Source organism: Sphingopyxis sp. H053 (assembly GCF_001468225.1).
Taxonomy (GTDB): Bacteria; Pseudomonadota; Alphaproteobacteria; order Sphingomonadales; family Sphingomonadaceae; genus Sphingopyxis.
Genome location: NZ_LNRU01000002.1, coordinates 328,643 through 347,637 on the forward strand (window position 1 = coordinate 328,643; position 18,995 = coordinate 347,637).

Annotated in this window: 13 protein-coding genes; all 13 read right to left on the reverse strand. The window is 65.0% G+C overall.

Annotated features, from left to right (window positions below; translation table 11 throughout):
* Window positions 1–262: 262 nt before the first annotated feature.
* Complete coding sequence (locus tag ATE70_RS04740; RefSeq protein WP_058536783.1) at window positions 263–1,222, reverse strand: ABC transporter ATP-binding protein; 960 nt, start codon at window positions 1,220–1,222, stop codon at window positions 263–265.
* On the reverse strand, window positions 1,219–2,253 hold the full coding sequence (locus ATE70_RS04745) for a FecCD family ABC transporter permease (protein ID WP_058536784.1): 1,035 nt from the start codon (window positions 2,251–2,253) through the stop codon (window positions 1,219–1,221). Before ATE70_RS04745 ends, ATE70_RS04740 begins: the two co-directional genes overlap by 4 nt.
* Complete coding sequence (locus tag ATE70_RS04750) at window positions 2,250–3,485, reverse strand: ABC transporter substrate-binding protein (protein ID WP_058536785.1); 1,236 nt, start codon at window positions 3,483–3,485, stop codon at window positions 2,250–2,252. Before ATE70_RS04750 ends, ATE70_RS04745 begins: the two co-directional genes overlap by 4 nt.
* On the reverse strand, window positions 3,482–5,572 hold the full coding sequence (locus ATE70_RS04755) for a TonB-dependent siderophore receptor (RefSeq protein ID WP_197411387.1): 2,091 nt from the start codon (window positions 5,570–5,572) through the stop codon (window positions 3,482–3,484). The genes ATE70_RS04750 and ATE70_RS04755 overlap by 4 nt, the downstream gene beginning before the upstream one ends.
* A 397-nt stretch (window positions 5,573–5,969) precedes the next feature.
* Entirely contained in the window at window positions 5,970–6,989 is a 1,020-nt protein-coding gene (locus ATE70_RS04760; RefSeq protein ID WP_058536786.1) for a sugar kinase, read from the reverse strand.
* Complete coding sequence (locus tag ATE70_RS04765) at window positions 6,986–7,783, reverse strand: hypothetical protein (RefSeq protein ID WP_058536787.1); 798 nt, start codon at window positions 7,781–7,783, stop codon at window positions 6,986–6,988. Before ATE70_RS04765 ends, ATE70_RS04760 begins: the two co-directional genes overlap by 4 nt.
* A complete protein-coding gene (locus ATE70_RS04770; protein WP_058536788.1) occupies window positions 7,783–8,529 on the reverse strand; it encodes a FadR/GntR family transcriptional regulator in 747 nt (248 codons plus the stop codon). Before ATE70_RS04770 ends, ATE70_RS04765 begins: the two co-directional genes overlap by 1 nt.
* Before the next feature lie 82 nt (window positions 8,530–8,611).
* Window positions 8,612–11,476: a TonB-dependent receptor gene (locus ATE70_RS04775; protein WP_231732740.1), complete on the reverse strand. Its 2,865-nt coding sequence runs from the start codon at window positions 11,474–11,476 to the stop codon at window positions 8,612–8,614.
* Between the two features lie 115 nt (window positions 11,477–11,591).
* Window positions 11,592–12,431, reverse strand: coding sequence for a rhamnogalacturonan acetylesterase (locus ATE70_RS04780; protein WP_156419717.1), 840 nt, complete (start codon window positions 12,429–12,431; stop codon window positions 11,592–11,594).
* Window positions 12,431–13,183 (reverse strand): SDR family NAD(P)-dependent oxidoreductase, encoded by a 753-nt coding sequence (locus ATE70_RS04785; protein WP_058536790.1) that lies wholly within the window; start codon window positions 13,181–13,183, stop codon window positions 12,431–12,433. Before ATE70_RS04785 ends, ATE70_RS04780 begins: the two co-directional genes overlap by 1 nt.
* Before the next feature lie 13 nt (window positions 13,184–13,196).
* Entirely contained in the window at window positions 13,197–14,480 is a 1,284-nt protein-coding gene (locus ATE70_RS04790) for an MFS transporter (RefSeq protein ID WP_058536791.1), read from the reverse strand.
* Entirely contained in the window at window positions 14,477–16,639 is a 2,163-nt protein-coding gene (locus ATE70_RS04795; RefSeq protein ID WP_058536792.1) for a heparinase II/III domain-containing protein, read from the reverse strand. Before ATE70_RS04795 ends, ATE70_RS04790 begins: the two co-directional genes overlap by 4 nt.
* Complete coding sequence (locus tag ATE70_RS04800; protein ID WP_058536793.1) at window positions 16,636–18,819, reverse strand: polysaccharide lyase 6 family protein; 2,184 nt, start codon at window positions 18,817–18,819, stop codon at window positions 16,636–16,638. Before ATE70_RS04800 ends, ATE70_RS04795 begins: the two co-directional genes overlap by 4 nt.
* Between the last annotated feature and the right edge of the window lie 176 nt (window positions 18,820–18,995).

Consider the following 18,995-nt stretch of genomic DNA (forward strand, 5'->3'; position numbering starts at 1 on the left):
TTTATTATTTAGGTTCAAATACTTAGGTGATTCCTGAAAGGTTCTGGACCACCTTTTACCCCCCTTCGTAACAGGCTGCGGCGAATAATGGCCCGCCGGCCTCACACTTCTGCTAACCATGGCCTTGAAGTGAAACGACTTTCTAGTCGGCATTCGTGAGCACAGCGGCCCTTTAGTTTGCAATGGCCGATAGCGGACAGGCGGCTCTCGGCCCGCCATCGCAGGATGCAGACATCCCCAGCATCAAGGACGCCGCCTGGCGTTACAAGCTATGAAGCCGTCCAAGCATCGCGGCGATGCTGTCGGCGCGCTCCGGTCCGATCCTCCATCCCGTAGCGTCCACCGACACGCGGATCGAAGCGTCCGGGTCGATCGCGAATCCCGCGCGCTCGAGCGCTCGGCGCGTCCATGCGGCGCGAACGCCCTTCCCCTCCAATGCTATGCGCCGACTCGCCGGACGTCGCAGTTCGAAATGGCCCGCCTCCTCGTCGAAGCTAACGCCGTCGGCCGCAAAAATCCGGGCGAAATCGCCCGAGAGGATCAGGTCCTCCGGCGCGCCATCGAGAAGCCTCGTGCCGTCGTAGAGCCACAGGCGGTTCGCACAGCGCAAGGCGAGCTCGAGTTCGTGCGTCGAGATGACGATCGCATAGCCCCTTTGCCCCGCGAGCTCGCCGAGCAGCGCGAAGAAGGCGACGCGCCGCGGCACGTCGAGAAAGGAGGTGACCTCGTCGAGGAGCAGCAGGCGTGGCTGCTGGGCGAGCGCCCGTGCGACCATGACGCGTTGCCTTTCGCCGTCGGAAAGGCTCGCCACCGGGCGATCACGAAACGCCGCGGCGCCCACGAGCGCCAGTGCTTCGTCGACGATCGCAATATCTGCGGGCGCGAGCCTTCCTTGCCAGCCCGTGTGCGGATATCGCCCCGCGGCGGCGAGCTCGAATCCTGTAAGATAACCCGTCTGCGGCCGTTCGGTGAGAACCACGCCCAGCCTTTGTGCCTTCGCGCGCGCCGACAGGGATGCGAGAGGTTCGCCTTCGAGCGCGATCGATCCGGCTAGCGGCGGCAGGAGGCCCGCGAGCGTACGCAGCAGTGTCGTCTTGCCCGTCCCGTTCGGACCGACGAGCGCAACGACGTCACCGGGATGAAGAGCGAGCGAGAGATGCTCGGCGACGAGGCGGCCAGAATAACCGATCGCAAGATCATCGGTCGAAAGGATCCCACTCATGCCGCGGCTCCGAACCGGGCATGCCGGCGCAGTAGCACCCAGAGAACGATCGGGCCGCCGATCAGCCCGTTCACCGCATTGAGGTGAAGGAGGTGGCGCGCCCACGGGAGATGGGTGATGAGGTCGGTCGCAAGCGCAAGCGCGCCTCCCGCTAGCGCCGCTGCCGGGAGCAGGATACGGTGATCCTCGGTCTGGAGCAGGCCCCGCGCTGCATGACCGGCGATCAGTCCCAGAAAGTTGATTGCGCCGCAGAAGGCAGTGACGGTGCCGACAAGAAGCGCGACCACGCCGAAGCAGGCGTAGCGCAATGCCTTTAGTGGCACGCCGAGGCTCTGCGCATAGGTGTCGCCCAGCATCAGAATGTTGAGCGGTTTTGCGAGTGCCATCAGAAGGAGCAGGCCGAGCGCGCAGGCTGGAAGCAGGATGATGTGCTGCGCCCAGGTCACCCCTGCGAAGCTCGCATCGTCCCATCCTTTGAAGGCCGACGCCTGCGTCTCGTCGATGAGATGGAGCGAGAGACTGATAAGCCCCGCCGCGATATAGCCCAGCATGAGGCCCGACAACAGCAGGGTGACATTGTCGACCCGCCGCGCGAGCAGCGTCAGCAATCCCATGACGACAATCGTCCCGCCCGAAGCCGCGACTGCGAGCCCGACGTCGCCGACGAGCCCGAAACTTTCGGCGAAGGCGGGTCCTGCCAGTCCCGTCGCGACGACGAGCAGCGCGACCCCGAAGCGGGCGCCGTGCGCAATGCCGAGCACGAAAGGGTCGGCGAGCGGGTTGCGGAACAAGGTCTGAAGCATCAGGCCGCACGCGCCGAGGCTGGCGCCGCCGAACAGCGCGGCAAGCGCACGCGGAAGCCGGTATTCGCGGACGATATGGCCCCAGCCCTCCTGCGCGATCGTACCGCCGGTCAGGCTCGCTGCGATCGCCTTGAGGGGAATATCGACGACGCCGAGCGCCAGCTCGGCGAGGAAGAACGCCGCGATGACCCCACCGATGACGAAGGTGAAGGATATGGGCTTGATCATGCCGGGCCTCCCGGGATCTTGCGGATGAAGCGCGGACGCGCGGGCGGCTGGAGCAGTTCGGGATGGAGAATGGCGATCAGCTCGGCGAGCGCATCCTGCGGTTCGGTCATGCCCTGGTCCGACCAGCTGTTCGCGAACGGCCCGACCTTGCCGGCGTCGAACCAGTAGACCCGGCCATCTCTTACCGCACGTAGCCATGCGAGCCGCGGCTGGTCGCGGCGCAGCGTCGCCATGTCGGCCGCCCCCGGCATGAAATTGCCGAGCCAGACGTCCGCGCTCGCAGCCCGGTCGAAAAGCGTCTCCATCGGTGCGTAAGTGAGGCTCCCCGCTATTGAATTGTCATGCCAGGCGTGGCGCCCGCCGGCATCCTCGATCATGCGGTAGAGCTGGTTGCGTCCGCCGGCCTGGCTCCACTCGTCACGGCTCTCGGGATAGCCGAGTTGGACGAGCGGCCGCGCGTCGACATTGGACGCGAGCGCGCGCAGCTTGGCGTAGCGTGCCGCGCGCGCGTCGAAGAGCTGGTTGGCGCGCGCTTCCAGATTGAAGAACAGCGCGACATATTTGATCCACTCGGCGCGCCCGAGCGGGGTCGGTTCGGTATGGTCCGACTGCGGCGCCGAGACGACGCCGAGACGTTTCAGGAGCGGATGAATATTGGCGTCGGGATAGGCGGAGTAGAAAGTGAAGAAGAGTTCGGCGCCGAGCGCGGCCGCCTGCTCGCCATTGCCGTGCTGCGCGGCATGGATGGGAATCGTCTCGCCCCGCTCGATCTGTCCGGCAATCGCCGGGATCGAGACGTTGCGCGTCGGCACGCCCTTTAGCCGATCGTCGATACCGAGGAGATGTGCGGCACCAAGCAGCGACACATTGGCGGTCGCGAAGTCGCGCACGGGAACTTCGACGAGCGTGTCGCGCGGACCAAGTTTCGGCGGCGGCGTGCCGCACTGGACAAGGACGAGGCGCAGCACCTCGCGCGTGTCGACCGAAGGCGTGAAAGTCACGCGCTTCCAGTTCCGGTGATATTCGACCTTGAGCTGCGCCGAATGGCGGAAGGCCGCCTTGTCGGGAAAATAGTCGGTGTCCTCGCGATAGTCGGCGACGCAGCCCGCGGTGAGGTTGGCGGCGGGGCGCGCGCCTATCGTGACCGTGCTGCGCGCGGGCGGCTCGCGCATCGGGATCGGCGCGCAGGCCGCGAACGCGGCGAGCGACCCGAAGGCGAGCAGCAGCCTCACCGGCTTCCCCCGAAGCGGTAAGAAAGGCTCGCCGTGACCGTGCGCGGCGCGCCCGGGTAGAGCGGGATGAAGGCGCCGCCGCTGTCGTAATAGAATTTGTCGAAGAGGTTGAGTATATTGAGCTGCGCGCGGAGCGGCCCGAAGCCGGCGTCGAACGCGTAAGCGAGATTGGCATCGACGCGCGTGTAGGCCGGCAGCAGGATGGAATTGTCGGTATTGCCCGCGCGGCTTCCGATATGCTGGACCCCGAAGCCGGCACTCGTGCCCTTGAGCAATCCGGCGAAATCATATGTCGTCCAGAGGCTTGCCGAGTGTCGCGGCGCATTGACGAGGCGCGCGCCCGGCGCCGCAAAGCTGTCCTCGAGGATTTTCGCATCGAGATAGGTGTAGTTGGCGATGAGCCGCCACTGCGGCGTCAGCGCGGCCGGGACCTCGACCTCTATCCCGCGCGAACGCGACTTGCCGATCTGGATCACGAGATCGAAGTCGACCGGGTCCGATACCGCGGCATTGCGCCGAGTGATGTCGAAAAGCGCGAGCGTCGGTGTCAATCTGCCGCCGAAAAGCTCGGCCTTGGCGCCGATCTCCCAGCTTTCGCCGATGAGCGGCTTGGGCAGCGAACCATCGCGAAGGCGGCCGACGTCGACCTGCGCGCGGAACGAGCGCGCCCAGCTTCCGTAGAGCGAAAGCGCCGACACCGGGGTCCAGGTGAGACCGGCACGCGGCGAAAAGGCCCCGCGCTTCGTTGCCTCTTCCCCTGTGCTGGCCAGATAATCGCGATTCCGGAGCTCGTTCCAGTCATAGCGACCGCCGACGAGGAGGCGCCAGTTGCCGAGTTCCATCTCGTCCTGCGCATAGACGGCGGTGGAGTCGCTGTTCCATGCGCCATCGGAGACAAGGACCGTCGGGTCGGCGCGCTGCCCATAGACCGGATTGTCGAAGTCGATCGGGATATTCACGCCGAAGGGCGGGTTACGGACGTCGAACCGCCAGTGATCATAGCCATATTCCACACCGACAAGCGCCTTGTGCTCGACCGCGCCGGTCGTGAAGCGCGCATAGAGCTCGGCCTGTGCGGTCAGATCGGTCTGGCGATCGTATGCCTGGCTGGTGCGGCGATTGACCTTGGGACCGGCAGGATCGGCGCGGCTGACCGGCGGAAAGCCGAAAGCATAATAATAGCTGTCCTTGGTGAAGTCCGAATAGCCGAAGGCAACGCGCCCCGAGAGATCATCCGAGAAACGATGATCGACGAACAGGCTCGCGACCCCGCCCCTGTTCGTGTAGCGCGCGTCGGCCTCGCCGAACTGTCGCTCGCGCGGGGCTTCGAGGAACAGCGGGTCATTGGCGAAACCGCGGTCGAAATAGCCACGCTTGCGGGCATATTCGCCTTCGAGCGTCACGCTCGTGGCGTCCGACGGCTTCCACCGGACGACGGGTGCGATGAAGGTGTCGCGCGAAAAAGTGAAATCGCGAAAGCCCTCGCGGTCGTCGTGCGAAACATTGACGCGGAGGCCGACAGTTCCGGAAAGCGGCACCGAGACATCGCCTGTCAACCGCAACTGATCGAACGAGCCGTAGAGCGCGCTCATCTCGGCGAAGGGTTCATCGAGCGGCTTCTTCGTCACGAAGTTGACGACACCGCCGGGTTCGAAGCGGCCATAAAGCGCCGAGGCGGATCCCTTCAGCACCTCGACCTGCTCGACATTCTGCAACTGCTCGTCGGGCGCATAGGCCGAACGGCGAAGGCCGTTCTTCAGATTATAGGGGGTGATGAAGCCGCGAATATAGAAACGGTCGTTGGTCGCGCCGAAGCCGACCTGCGGGCTGAAGCCCGGCACATAGCGCAGCGCCTCGCCGATCGTCGTAATGCCGCGGTCGCGAATGAGTTCGCGCGTCACGACCTGCACAGAATAGGGTGTTTCCTTGATCGGTGTGTCCGACTTGTTGGTCTGCGGTGCGACCGTGGCCCGATACCCCTGCTCGCGCGTTCCGAGAACGACGATCTCGTCGACTGCCTCAACCTGCGCAACGGCCGCCGTCGGAGCCGCAACCGCGGCACCGCCGGCAAGAATAGTCCGAAACATTAAACCCCCTCTAGGAACTGCCTTGAGCACCGGACACATGGTCTGCCCGACAACCCGAATCATGATATATAATATCGTATCATAGAATTGGCGAAGCCTGTCCAGCCCTGAAGCTGCCGGTGACAAAATTCATCCTATTACTGATGGCTGAGGGTAGCGCTCGCCAGCAACTGGCATTCCCGGTCTGGCAGTCCAGCCGCTTGGAGGCCCCACGCGGCCGCACCATCATAAACAGTTTATGGCTTATTTTCAGCATATTGGCTGAAACCATAAACTTAGCGGGGGTTGTTGCTCCCTTTATCTCGAAACTTTGATGGCGATGACGAAAGCGGACTGCCGCCGTTTGCCGAGCGATAAATGGACATTGGCCATTCAGCCGGATTTCACCCGGCGGGCTCTAGCGCGCAATGTCCTGCGCTACATCGGAAACGCGATCGAGCATTGCGCGCGAAAATGGCGCAAAATCGCCGTGGATGCCATGTTTGAGCACGGACAGCCCGAGGCCGCGCTTCGCTGCATCGGCCAGCGCCCTCCCCTGCCACAATCCGTCGAGAACGCCGGCCGCGAACGCATCGCCGGTTCCGACCCGGTCGATTACCGGCGCGACGACGGTGGGATCGCTTGCGCCCCCTTCGTCGCGTGTGTCGATACGCGCCGTGATCCGGTGCATATCCGGGCCGACGATCTCGCGCGCAGTCGATGCAACATATTCGAGCGACGGAAAATGATCGAGCAGTGCAAGCGCCGCCTCGCGTCGCCGGTCTTCGGCTTCACCCGAAAATTCGCGGCCGAGGAGCAATGCCGCGTCGCGATGATTGCCGAACAGCAGCGTCGCCTGCGCAACGATCGACTTCAATACCGCCGCGGGATCGGACTGCCAGCGCTCCCAAAGGCGTCCGCGCCAATTGCCGTCGAACGACACGCCGATCCCGGCCGCGCGCGCACGCGTAACGGCTTCGAGCACGGCTTCGGCGCTGTTCGGCCCGAGCGCGGGCGTAACCCCCGACACGTGCAGCCAGCCGACGCCGTCGAACGAATGATCCCAGTTCCAGTCACCCGCTCTGGTCTCGGCAAAAGCCGAGCCGGCGCGGTCATAGACGACCTCTGCCGGCCGCATCGGACCGCCGGGGAGGTAATAATAGAGGCCCATGCGACCAGCGGGGCGGAGCACGGGCGCAACATCGACGCCGTGGCGGCGCAGTTCCCCAAGTACGCCGTCGCCGATCGAACCTTCGGGGACGGCGCTGATCATCGCGGTGTCATGGCCAAGCGCGGCGAGCGCGACGGCGACGTTCGCCTCGGCGCCGCCGACATGCGCGTCGAACCGCGCCGACTGCAGCGGCAATTCGCCGTGCGGAACGGAGACGCGCATGACGATTTCGCCGAAGCAGGCGATGGGTCCTTGGGGGGCGATCATGGCTTGAATCCGGTTTCCGCAATGGCGGTACAGGCAATATGGACGGTCGAGCCGAAACGGGCCGTCGCCGCCCCGCCAATGCCGATCGGATGAACCCCGGTGATCGCACCGGCCGAAACCCATTGGCCGGGCTTCAATGCGATGACGCCGCGCCGATGGAGGTCGACCAGGAAATTGAGCGATCCCCACGGACCGTCGAGCACGTCGATCGCGCGCCCGGTTCCGACCGTCACGCCGTCGATTTGCGTCTCGACCGCCAGCGTCGCGAAATCGTCGATGTCGAGCCTCGGCCCCAGCAACAGGCCATTGTTGATTCCGATATCGGCGATGATGCCATAGGGGGCATGGTCGTGGACGTCGGGTGCGGGCGAGCTTGCGACTTCGAACCCGGCGCGGATCTCATCGACCCATGTGGCACCATCGTCGCCGCCGGTCAGCCGGTCGGGCGCCGCGCGAAGGTGCAGCATCACCTCGGCCTCGATCGCACCGGCGCCGCCGGCGAAAATCGCCGCCGCGCCCGGAACGTCCCCGTCGAGTTCGGCGATCCGCAGCACTGGCCCGGCGACACGCTCGGCGCCCAAGGTCTCGATCAATGCCACCGGAATGCGCCCGACCTTCCAGCCGAGCACCGGCGCGCCCAGCGCGGCGATCAGGCGCTGTTGCACCGCATAGGCTTCGGCGAGCGTGGCCGGCACCGGCGCAGGAAAGGCGGGCAGCGCCCGTCCCGACAGGCGTGCGCCGAGCAGCGCCGCAACCGGATCCGGCGCGGCCGGTGAAGGCGAATGGTCCGGCATCAGGCCAGTTTTGCGCTCAGCAGGTAGCGTTCGCGGCTTTCGGCGGATTGGCGGCGCAGCTCGACGATCGCGCGTTCCTCGGTCTCGTCGAGCATCGATTCGATCAGGCGGTTGAAGTGACGCCGCATCGCGAGCCGGGCGCCGGTCGCATCGCGATTGCGCAGCGCCGCGACGACATCGGCATGCTCGGCCTGGCGCGCGCTGCCATCCTTGCGGCACACCAGGGAATGGCTGCTGCGCACCTCGGGCAATTCCATCCGCATGCGCCACAGGCTCTCGATCACATGGATGATTGCCTTATTGCTCGACGCCGCGGCGATCGTCATGTGAAACTCACGGTCGATCGCGCTGATCTCTTCTTCGCTCTTGCTGTCGTCGGCCATCGCGTCGAGCAATTCGTCGAGTTTCGCTAGCGTTTCGGCCGATATCGTCGGCGCCGCAAGCGCCGCGGCTTCAGCCTCGAACAGCGAGCGCGCCTCGGTCAGCTCGAAGGCGCTGACCTTGGGCAGGATCGCGTTGTCGCCGGGCAGGATCGCCTCGACATAAGCGCCCGCACCGGTGCGAATGTGAATCCACCCCGTCGCCTGCAGCGCGATCTCGGCCTCGCGGATCGTCACCCTGCTCACCTCGAAGCGCTCGGAAAGCTCGCGCTCGCCGGGCAGCCGCGTCCCCGGCGGAAAGGTTCCGTCGAGAATCAGGCGCCGAATCGTGTCGGCGACATCTTCGAAAAGGCGGCGTTCGGCCATGGTCAATCTTCTCCCCGCACAAGCGTCAGGAAGTCCATACAATCCGGTAGGACAAGTTTGAAGCCCATGACCGAACTTAGTTTCAAATTCGCGCCCGGATGCCGACGAAATATTTCGCGCCATAATAGTGATACTGGCGGCTGCTGCCATAGACCGGCATGTAGGTCGCCTTCGGCTCGTTGAAGAGGTTGAGCGCCTCGAAGCGCAGCGACACGCCGGGCATCAGGTTCATCGACGCGCGGAAGTCGACCGTCTCGCTCGGCCCGACGTAGCGGAGCTGGCTGTTGCCACCCACGAAGTCCTGGAAATAGCTCGAGCGGTAATTGTAGATCGCCTGCAGCGATACCGGGCCGATGTCGTAATAGGCCTGCGCGGACAGCACATGCTTCGAATAGCCCGACAGGCCGGCCGGCGGGATGATCCCTTCGCTGACGTCTTCGGTTTCCGGATCATATTGGTCACCAAGGCGAATATCATGCGTTTCGAAATTGGAATCGGCATAATTATAGCTGACCTTCGCGCCGAGGCCGTCGAGCGGCTTGGGCAGGAAGCTGAAGCGCGTCGCCGCGGTCAGTTCGAGGCCATAGATGCGCGACTTGTCTGGGCTGTTGCGGGTCTGCGCCACCGGGATCGACACCGTCTCGCCGTTGATCGTGAAATCCTCGTTGAACACGACCGGCTGGAAGCCGCCATTGAACTGCTTGTAGTAGACGGTTGCCGAGAGGAGGCTGTCCTTGTTCGGATACCATTCGACCGACAAATCGCCGTTCCACGACATCAGCGGTTTCAGGCGCGGGCTGCCGTTAGCGCGGATATTATCGATCGCATCCTCGATCGACGTGAACTCCTCACCGCCCTCGAGCGTGATCGTGCGGCCGGCGCCGAGCGCGCTCGGGTTGGGACGCGACATGGCGCGATAGCCCGCGAGACGAACGAGCGTGTCCGGCGCGACCTCGAAGATCGCGTTGACGCTCGGCAGGACGCGCGTGTTGCTGCTCTTGATCGTCTCGGTCACGAAGTTGCCGGTCTCGTCGAGCCCGAAGGAACCATCCCCGCTGGGATCGGGGACGAGGATGAGGTCGCTGCGCAGCCCCTTCGAGGTGACCCGGGTGTTGACGACGCGCACGCCGATGTTGCCGCGTACCGGCATGCTGCCAAGGTCGCCTTCATAATCGGCCATCACATAGCCCGCGAGCGTGCTTTCCTTGACGTCGCGGCTCGCGACCGACCGCATCTCGTCGGGCAAGCCGGGGTCCTCGGTGCCCAGATATTCGCGGAACAGGCAGTCGACGTCGAAGGTCGCCCAGCTGTTGATGCTGTTGCCCTTCGCCGCCGAGAGGAAGTCGGTCTGCGGGAAGGCCTGGCGGCAGATATTGTTGATCCGTTTGTCGGTCGCGGTCGGAGTGACCAGGCTGGGATCTTCGTTGCGCAGGTCGTAGTCGCGATAGGTAAGCTGTGACCAGCGGCCGCCGGCCGAGATCGTCTTCAGGAAGCCGTCGAGTTCATAGGTCGCGTCGAAACGGCCGGCGAAAATCTCGTTGTGGCGCTTGGCCTCGTCGCGGCGGAAGCGGGCGTCCTCCCAGAAGAGGTCGTGATTGTTGAGGTCGAAGCGCGGGTCGATCGTGATCGTCGGGACGAAGCTGCCCGGCGCAATCTCATATTTATAGGGGATGCGCCGGTTGTTGAACACGGTGCGCACGCCATTGACGTCGGTCGCCGCTGTGCGCAGGCGGACGTTGCGTTCGACTTCCTTGCGGATCGTGCGCGAATAGCTGCCGTCGAGCTTGATCGTCAGCCGGTCGCTCGCTTCCCAGTCGACCGACAGGCCGCCGCCCAGATATTCCTCCGACCGCGACAGTTCGGAGCCGTTCGATTCGATGGCGGACAAGCCGTTCAGGCTCTGGATGATACCATTTTCGTCATAGACGACGTTGGTCAGGCCGACGCGACCTTCGGACAGGTTGAGGTCGCGGCGGCTCTCGACGAAGGTCCGGTCCGAATATTGGACGTCGAGATTGATGTCGAGGGTGTCGGTCGGGCGGAACTGGATCGCGCCGAACACCGCGTCGCGCTTGTCGCTCTCGCTGATCTGGCGGAAGGTATAGGCGTTGGGAACGAGGTAGAAGGGCAGGTTCTGCCGATATTCGCCGCGCTCATATTCGTTGCAATTGTTGTTCGCGACGACCGGCGAGGCCTGGCACGCGGTCCAGGTGGTCGACGCGGCGTAGGTTTCCTCGGGGTTGTTCGTATCGTTGCGCTGGACGCCGATCGCGATGCCGATCGTGTCGTTCGCGAACTGGTCGACATAGCTCAGCGTCCCGCGCCAGCCGATCCCGCCCGATCCGCCCGTGATGCGGTCGCCATAGGGGTTGAACTGCGCCTTTACCTCGCCCTGCAGGCGGCGCTTGCCGAAATCGAGCGGGCGCAGCGTACCGATCTCGATCGTGCCCGCGACCCCGCCTTCGACAAGGCTTGCCTGCTGCGTCTTATAGATCTTGATATTGTTGACGAGCTCGGAGGGGAACTGGTTGAAGTTCACCGAGCGGTCGCCGCTGCCGTTCGATGCGTCGCGGCCGTTGAAGGTCGCGTTCGACAGAAAGGGGCCAAGGCCGCGCAGCGCGATTTCGGACGCGTCGCCCTTTTCGCGGTGCGTGGTTGCACCGGTAATCGTCTGGATCGCCTGCCCCACTGAAATGGCGGGGATATCGCCGATATCGTCTGACGACAGCGCGTCAACGATCGCTGTCTCTTCGCGTTTGGTGTTGATCGAATTCTGGATCGTCTCGCGGATACCGGTGACGACGATTGCGTCTTCTTCGGGCTCGGCCTGCGGTGCGGGCGCGTCCTGCGCCATCGTTGGTGTCGCGGCCATCAGCAGCGTCGAGCCGGCGCCGGCCAGCAACGCGGCGCGCAGCATCCGCGCACGGATCTGATTACGAGAATTCACGTCGTCTCTCCCAAATATCGATTCTGTTCTGCCCGACGCTGTCGAGCATGTCGGCCATCTTGTCAACCACTGTGTATGGCAAATTGGTTAGTCCAAATTGCCATACACATCTTTGTCAGCGAACGAGCTGGCTCCGCAGCTCGGGCACGGCGCGCGCGAGCGCCTGCGTAACCAGCTTGGCGGTGACCTCGGCGCCGATGTCGCCGAGGTGCGTGTAGTCGAACTTACGAGTCACCTGTCCGCGCGCGCCGTCACCGGTAATCGGCGCCGGTTCGGGCGGTGCAGGGCGCGCGGTCAGCGTCGTGCCCGCCTTCGCCGCTGCAAGTTCCTCGGCCGTCGGCGGCTCTTGCGCGAGCTTGGTCGCCATCTCGGCGCCCATTTCCTGCGCCTGCGCGGCGCTCAGCACATTCAGATCGACGAGCGGCACGTCCATCGCCTTGGCAACGCCGCGCACCTCATCGGACCAGCTCGCGAGCGTGTTCCTGAGCTTGCCGTCCTTGAACTCGCGGCGCGTCAGCGGGGTTACGAGCACCGGAGTCGCCCCCGCCGTCCTCACCTCTTCGACGAAGCGGCGGAGGTTGGCGGGGAACTCGGTCGTCTCGTCGGTCCAGCGTTCGGACTTCGACGACTGGTCGTTGTGCGCGAACTGGATCAACACCCAGGTGCCGCGATAGCCGGGCACCTTCGCCTCGGCGAGCGCGATGTCCCAGCCGCCTTCCTGCCGATAGCTGCGCGTGCTGCGCCCACCGCGGCCGGCGTTGACACACGCGACCGACGATTTGACGTGGCGCGCGCAGAACGCCCCGCCCCATCCGCTGTGCGGCGCCATCGTCGAATCGCCGACCAGGATGATCTTGTACGGCTCGAGCGGCGGCGCGTCGGTCCGTTCGCGGGTCTGGGCCTGCGCCCCGCTCGCAAGCAGGGCAACGATGGCCGTCGCTACGAGCCGGCGCATCAGGAGAAGCCCAGCCCGCCGTTGATGTCGAGGCAGACGCCCGCGAGGAAGCTCGCCGCCGGCGACGCGAGATAGACGATCGTGTCGGCGACCTCGTCGGGATGGCCTTCGCGGCGCAGCGGCGTATTGCCCGCGGTCGCGGCGCGGCCTTCGGGCTTCGAGAAAATGTCGTGGAAGCTCGTGCCGATCAGGCCGGGGCAGACGGCGTTGACGCGGATGCCCTGCGGGCCGAGCTCCTTGGCCATCGAGCGCGTGTAGGTCATCAGCGCGCCCTTTGCGGTCGCATATACCGACGCGCCCGGGCCGCCACCGTCGCGGCCAGCGAGCGACGACACGTTCACGACCGCCGAACCTTCGCCGAGGAAGGGCTGCGCCGCCTGCAGGACGAGGAAGACCGATTTCAGGTTGAGCGTCATGACCTGGTCGAAGAAAGCCTCGTCCATCTCGCTCAGCGTCTTGCGCGCGATCATCCCGCCCGCAAGGTTGACGAGGATGTCGAGCCGGCCGCTGAACGCGATGCCGACCTCGTCGAGCATCGCCTTCACGGCATTGCTGTCGGTGACGTCGGCCTGGATCAGGAAGGCGTCGCCGCCCGCGTCCTTGATCGTCTTCAGCGTTTCTTCGGCGGCTTCGCGGCCGCTGTTGTAGTTGATCGCGACGCGCACGCCGGCGCGCGCGAGCGCGATCGAGACCGATCGGCCGATGTCGCGTCCGCCGCCGGTGACGAGCGCGGTTTTCCCCTGGAGGTTCATGTGATGCTATTCCTTATTCTTGGGTGTTGGTGGGTTGGGTGACGACCGGTTCGACGCGTCCGCCGATCAGCCAGAAACAGAGGAAGGAGACGGGCACGATCGCCGCGCTGAGCGCGAAAATCGGCGCGTAACTCGTCTTGGTGAGCACGGGGACGAGCCAGGTGGTGATCAGCGTACCGGCGACCGCGGCGGTGCCGCTGATCCCCGCAAGGCTGCCGACCGCACCGCCGCCGAAATAGTCGCTCGGCAGCGTCTGGATATTGCCGATCGCCATCTGGAACCCGAAGAGGATGCACGCGATCAGCAGCACCGCGGAGAGCGGCTCGCTCGCGCCGATCGTAAACAGCAGCGAGGGTAGCATGATCGCGCAGCCGATCGCGATGGTCAGCGTGCGCGCCTTGTGCACGCCGCCGCCCTTGCTGATGATCCGCCCCGCCAGCCAGCCGCCGAACAGACTGCCGAGCATCGCGCCGACGAAGGGCACCCAGGCGAAAAGCCCGATCTGTTTGACGTCAAAGCCGAAGGTTTCGGCGAGATAGATCGGCAGCCACGAAACAAAGAGCCACCACACGGGGTCAAGAAAGAAGCGCGACAGGATGACGCCCCAGCTCTGGCGATAGCGCAGCAGTTCGCCGAGCGGCACGCGGCGGCTGTCGTCGCGGCCGGCCTCGGTGCGACCGGTCAGGATATAATCGCGTTCTTCTTCGCTGAGGCCAGGGTGCTTTTCGGGATCGGCCTTGTAGAACCAGAGCCAGGGCACGAGCCAGATAAAGCCAAGCACACCGATCAACAGGAAGGTGCCGTGCCAGCCAAATTGGACGAAGAGCAGCGCGATCAGCGGCGCCGAGATGATGCCGCCGAGCGATGCCCCGGCGTTGAAGACGCCCTGCGCCAGCGCGCGTTCGCGCGACGGGAACCACAAAGCGTTCGCCTTTGCCGCGCCGGGCCAGTTGCCGGCTTCGCTGATCCCCAGCGTCGCGCGCAGCACCATCAGCAGCGGCATCGTGCGCACCAGCGCGTGCGCGGCGATCGACAGCGACCAGACGACGATCGAGATGGTGAAGCCCATCCGCGTGCCGATGGCGTCGAAGATGCGCCCGAAGATCGACTGGCCAAAGGCGTAGAAGATCATGAAGATCGTCACCAGCAGCGCATAATCTTCCTTGGTGGCGCCGATCTCTTTCGACACTTCGGGCCACATCACCGCAAGCGCGTTGCGGTCGATATAATTGATCACCGTCGCGAGCGCGATCAGCGCGATGACGCACCAGCGGAAGCGGCCCTTGATATTGCTCATTTCTTCGCTCCGGTTTTGGCGAGGTCGAGGCGACCGACGGGGCCGGTCCATGCGAGGGTGCGACCATCGACGGCGACGCTGTGTTTGGCGCCGGCGGTGACATCGTCGGCGACGGCGATGGCGATGCGGCGGCCGTCGACGAGCGTGATCAGAACAAGATCGACGCCCTTTTCCCTGCGATGCTCGAGTCCCGACACGCGCGCGCTGCTCGCGACGACGGTTTCCGCCGACGCGTCATAGGCGCCGTGCGGTTCGAGCAGGCTGACGAAAGTCGCGTCCGCCGCGCCGTCGATGCGCTGGATCAGCGCGGGTTCGCGCCGCAGGTTGAATTCGGGATCGTTCGCGCCGCTTTCGGCGACGATGAAGCGCGCCCCTGCGGGCGGGAGCATATGATATGAGTAGAAGCGGCTGCCCTGCATCCATGTCAGCCGCGCCTTGCCGGCTTTCGTGCCCTCGCCGTCGACCCACAGATGCTCGTAGCCATTCGCCTTGCCGAGCACCGGCCGCTCGGCGAGCTTGCGGTCGAACGCGATATCGCTGTCGATGATCTGCCCCGAAAAATGCAGCGGCAGGTCATAGCGATGCCTGCCGCTGCCAGTCCCGTGGAGGATATCGAGCGTAAGGGGATTGGCGAGGCCTTGGACCTCGACCAGCAATAGCGCGCGGCGGATTTTGACGTCCTTGTACGCGCTGTCGATTTCTCCGATCGCGTAGCGCGTCGGTCCTGCGAGCGACGCTGCGAGCTGGCGCGTCCCCGATTTTTCGCCGGCCTTCCAGTCGCCTGCGAAGTGACTTTGCTCGTCAACAACCAGCGTATTGTGCGCGATTGTCGCGCTGGCCCAGCTGTCGTTTTCCGGGAGATAGCGCCCGCCGCGCTTTGCCTCGACGTTGAGGAAGCGCGCCGCGCCGTAGTCGGTTACGACCGCGCCGGTTTCGTCATAATAGAGCCAGCCGAGGCGGTCAAAATGGCCGTGCCCCATGCCCTGTACGGTGTTCTTGGCGACGAGCAGCGGACCGGTCGGATCGGGCTTGGTGCGCAGCAGGACGAGCGCGCCGTCCTTGCCGTCGGGGCCGTCGGAAAGCAGCCGCGAGCCGAAGGGCCAAGGCTTCGCCTTGCCCGCGGCGAGATCGGCGGCCATCGCCTGCCCGGCCGGCGTCAGCACGGTGCGTCCCTGCCAGTCGGCGATCGACAGGAAGGTCGGATCCTTCGTCGCGCCATAGGCGATGGCGACAGCGTGATAGAGTTCCTCGGTGCGCAGGCTCTTGTCGGGCATCGCGTCGTTGATCGGCAGGAAATAGCCGTCGTGCGTCACGTCGATCGCGGTACGGATCGCCTTGAGTACGATGCCGTCGCGATACTCGAAAATCTTGCGACCCGGATCGTTCGCCGCGATCGCCGCTGCGAAGACGACGAAAGGTTGCAGCGCGTAGCGCTGATAATAGGGGCCCTCGGCATAATAGCCGTCGGGCGAAAAGAGCAAGTCGAGCTGGCGGAGGAACCCGGCCTTGCCGCTCTTGTCGAGCCCGAGCAGCGCCTTGTCGACAAGGTCGCGGTCGCCGAGCAGATAGCCCGACAGCCCGACGCCCGCCGCGGCCCAGGTCGCGTGATTGTGGATGCGGTTGATCACCTCGGGCGAGCCGTCGGACAGGAAGTGCGCCATCGGGCGGATCACCCGATCGTCGATGCGCTTGCGGTCGGCGGCGGATAGCGCATCGCGGATCTCGGCATAGCCCTGCGCCGCGTTCACGAGGAAGACGCTGTCGTTGAGGCTCTGCCAGAAGAGGCGGCCCGGCACCTGGTTCGATGCCGCGGGATGCGGCCCGAGCTTCGGATAGAGATCGGCATAGGCAAGCAGCAGATCGCGGACATGGTCGCGATAGCGCACGTCGCCCGTCAGCCTGAAGAGCTGGCCGCCCTCGAAAATGACGCGGTAATTGCGCTTATGCTGTTCATGGGTGAAGCCGCCGCCGGGGTCCTTCGGCACCGGCACGTTGATGCCTGCCTTGATCGATGCCTCGACGCCTGCCTTGGCGCGCTCGATCTCGGCGGCGAACAGCGGCGCGAACGCCTGCGCCGAAGCGGCGGGCGGGGTCTGCGCCGAAACGGGGATGGCCGGCAGCGCGGCGGCAGCCAGCAGAAGCGCGAGAGTGCGGGTCACGGGCGCGCCTCCACGATATTTCCGGAGATCAGCCCGCGCGGCGGACCATTCCACGCGAGTTCCTCGATGCGCGGCGCGGGCGTCGCGGCGAAGGCGTTCGACGCGATCCGCGTTTCGGGCGCGCCGACCGAATGGATGACGACTATGCCTTCCGATTTGGCGAAATTATTCTGTACGATGTCGGCGTGCTGGGCGCCCGAGATGCGCAGCGACGCGCCACCCGCACCACTGCCCGCGACACTCGACCCGGTCATCGCGAACCAGGGGCCGAAAGTGCTTTCATCGGTGCCCTTACGCAGCAGGTCGGCGACCATCGCGACGCGCGCAAAGCGGCTCCCGGTGATCGTCAGCCGCTCCATCGGATACCAGCCCTTGGGTTCCTGTTCGCTGGTCGCGGCGACTACGACGCCCATCTCCGCAAAGTCGCTGTTTTGGATCGTCACATCATCGGCGAAAGTGCCCGGCGCCATGGCGATGCCGTCGAGACGGCCCTTGCCGGGTCCGCGCACCGAGACGCGGTCGAACGCGACCGAATAGTTGGGCGCAACTCCTGGCGCGACCGCGATCAGCGCGCCCTCGCTGGAAGCACCGCTCGCGTCGATCGCCAGATTTTCGAGCCGCAATCCTCCGCCGCCTTCGATCCGCGCAAGGCTCGACGCGACGCGCAGCACGGGCTTCGCGTCCTTCGCGCCCGCGATGATCAGCCGGTGCCGCACCGTTAGCGGCGCGGCGACGTCATAGGTGCCGGTCGCGAGCGTCAGCGTATCGCCCGCCTTCGCATCGGCGACCGCCTGCGCGAGTGACGCGCCTGCAATCAGGGGCCGCTTGCTGCCGCTGCCGAATGCCGCTTCGGGCGCATCGCCACGATACCAACTGGCGCCAACCTCAGCCCGCGTTACCGGCTTCAGATCACGCGGCGCACCGACCGCGGCAAGCGCCGGATCGGTCGGGTAAAGCAAACCATTAGCCGCACGTTTGAGGGTCACGTCGCGCTGTTCGACGCCGGCCGCTAGCAGCGGTTTCGCGACCTTTGCCTCGACATTGCCCGCGAGCGCGATCCCGCCGATTTCGCCCTCGGCGCGGAACGGATCCTGCCCCTTTGCGCCGACGATCAGATTGCGTTCGAACCGGCTGTCCGTCGGCGACGCCGAGCGTTCGGCATCGGCGCCGGCAGCCAGCGTGATCCGCGCGCTGTCGATGAGGCTGTTGCCCTCGATCCGCGCGTTTGCGACCTGGTGGTAGCGGTTGATCACCGAATTGGGGACGCCGTTCATCACGCTGAGCGCGCTCTTGAACGAAGTGCCCGCGAGCCCCTCGAAATAATTGCCGCGCACGATCTGGTCGCGGTTGATCACGCGAACCCCGCCGGTGTCGGGCACGCCCTTGCCGAGGAAGATGTTGCGTTCGACGAGGTTGCCGTTGCCATGGCGAAGCACAAAGGCGCCCTGCGCTTCGAGCACCAGATTTTCGCGGATAATATTACCGCCCGACTTGATCGAGACGATCTCGACCTCGCCGCTGGTGCGGTCGAAGATGTTGCGCTCGATGATGCTGTTCGACGCCGAGAGCGACTCCTCGCTGGTGCCGATGCGGATCGTCTCGCCGCCGTTCGAGCCGAGCGGCGGGCGCGGGCCGAAATAATTGTGATCGATGCGGTGCCGGTTATCAAGCGGAGCACCCGCGCGGCGGATCACTGCAAGCGTCACGCCGCTGTTCGTCTTGCCCTCGAAATGCGAATGGTCGACGCGGTTGCCGGTGCCGTAAAGCGCGACCCAGATGTCCTCGGCGCGGCGGTCGGCCTTGCTGAAACCATCGATGACGACCTCGGTCACGCGCGTGTCGGTCGCGAGCGTCTTTGAATCGCGGCGGAAGCTGATCACTTCGGCGGTCGGGCTGGCGCCATTCTTGAAGACAAGGCCCGAAATGAGCAGGTGCTGGCCGCCGATGCGCAGATTGGACTGGCCGGTGAGCGTCACCTTGCCTTTAGTCTGCGCGGTCAGCGTGATTGGTTTGGCGGCGCTGCCATGGCCGGTGAAGACGATCTGGAAATCGCGCCATTCGCCGTCGGCGAGGATAATGGTGTCGCCCGGCTGCGCCTTTTTCACCGCTGCCTTATATTGCGCCTGATCGGCCACCAGCAGGTCGCGCGCCAGCGCGGGATGGGCCGCCGAGGCCAGCATCGCTACCGTCAAAAACGCCCTTATCTGCACTGCGCCTCACCCTTTTTATGATTCTTGCTCATTGGACTATACAAGAGGTAGGACAATATCAACCCGATATCGGTATACAACATGGGTTGACATATTGGTCTGACAAAGCGAGCTTCTCTCCAAACAAGATCAAACAGGGAGAGTGG

Excerpts from the sequence above, each read along its gene's own strand:
- ATE70_RS04740 (WP_058536783.1), bottom strand. The coding sequence starts at position 1,222 with ATGAGTGGGATCCTTTCGACCGATGATCTTGCGATCGGTTATTCTGGC.
- ATE70_RS04745 (WP_058536784.1), bottom strand. The coding sequence starts at position 2,253 with ATGATCAAGCCCATATCCTTCACCTTCGTCATCGGTGGGGTCATCGCG.
- ATE70_RS04755 (WP_197411387.1), bottom strand. The coding sequence starts at position 5,572 with ATGTTTCGGACTATTCTTGCCGGCGGTGCCGCGGTTGCGGCTCCGACG.
- ATE70_RS04760 (WP_058536786.1), bottom strand. The coding sequence starts at position 6,989 with ATGATCGCCCCCCAAGGACCCATCGCCTGCTTCGGCGAAATCGTCATG.
- ATE70_RS04765 (WP_058536787.1), bottom strand. The coding sequence starts at position 7,783 with ATGCCGGACCATTCGCCTTCACCGGCCGCGCCGGATCCGGTTGCGGCG.
- ATE70_RS04770 (WP_058536788.1), bottom strand. The coding sequence starts at position 8,529 with ATGGCCGAACGCCGCCTTTTCGAAGATGTCGCCGACACGATTCGGCGC.
- ATE70_RS04780 (WP_156419717.1), bottom strand. The coding sequence starts at position 12,431 with ATGCGCCGGCTCGTAGCGACGGCCATCGTTGCCCTGCTTGCGAGCGGG.
- ATE70_RS04785 (WP_058536790.1), bottom strand. The coding sequence starts at position 13,183 with ATGAACCTCCAGGGGAAAACCGCGCTCGTCACCGGCGGCGGACGCGAC.
- ATE70_RS04790 (WP_058536791.1), bottom strand. The coding sequence starts at position 14,480 with ATGAGCAATATCAAGGGCCGCTTCCGCTGGTGCGTCATCGCGCTGATC.
- ATE70_RS04800 (WP_058536793.1), bottom strand. The coding sequence starts at position 18,819 with ATGCTGGCCTCGGCGGCCCATCCCGCGCTGGCGCGCGACCTGCTGGTG.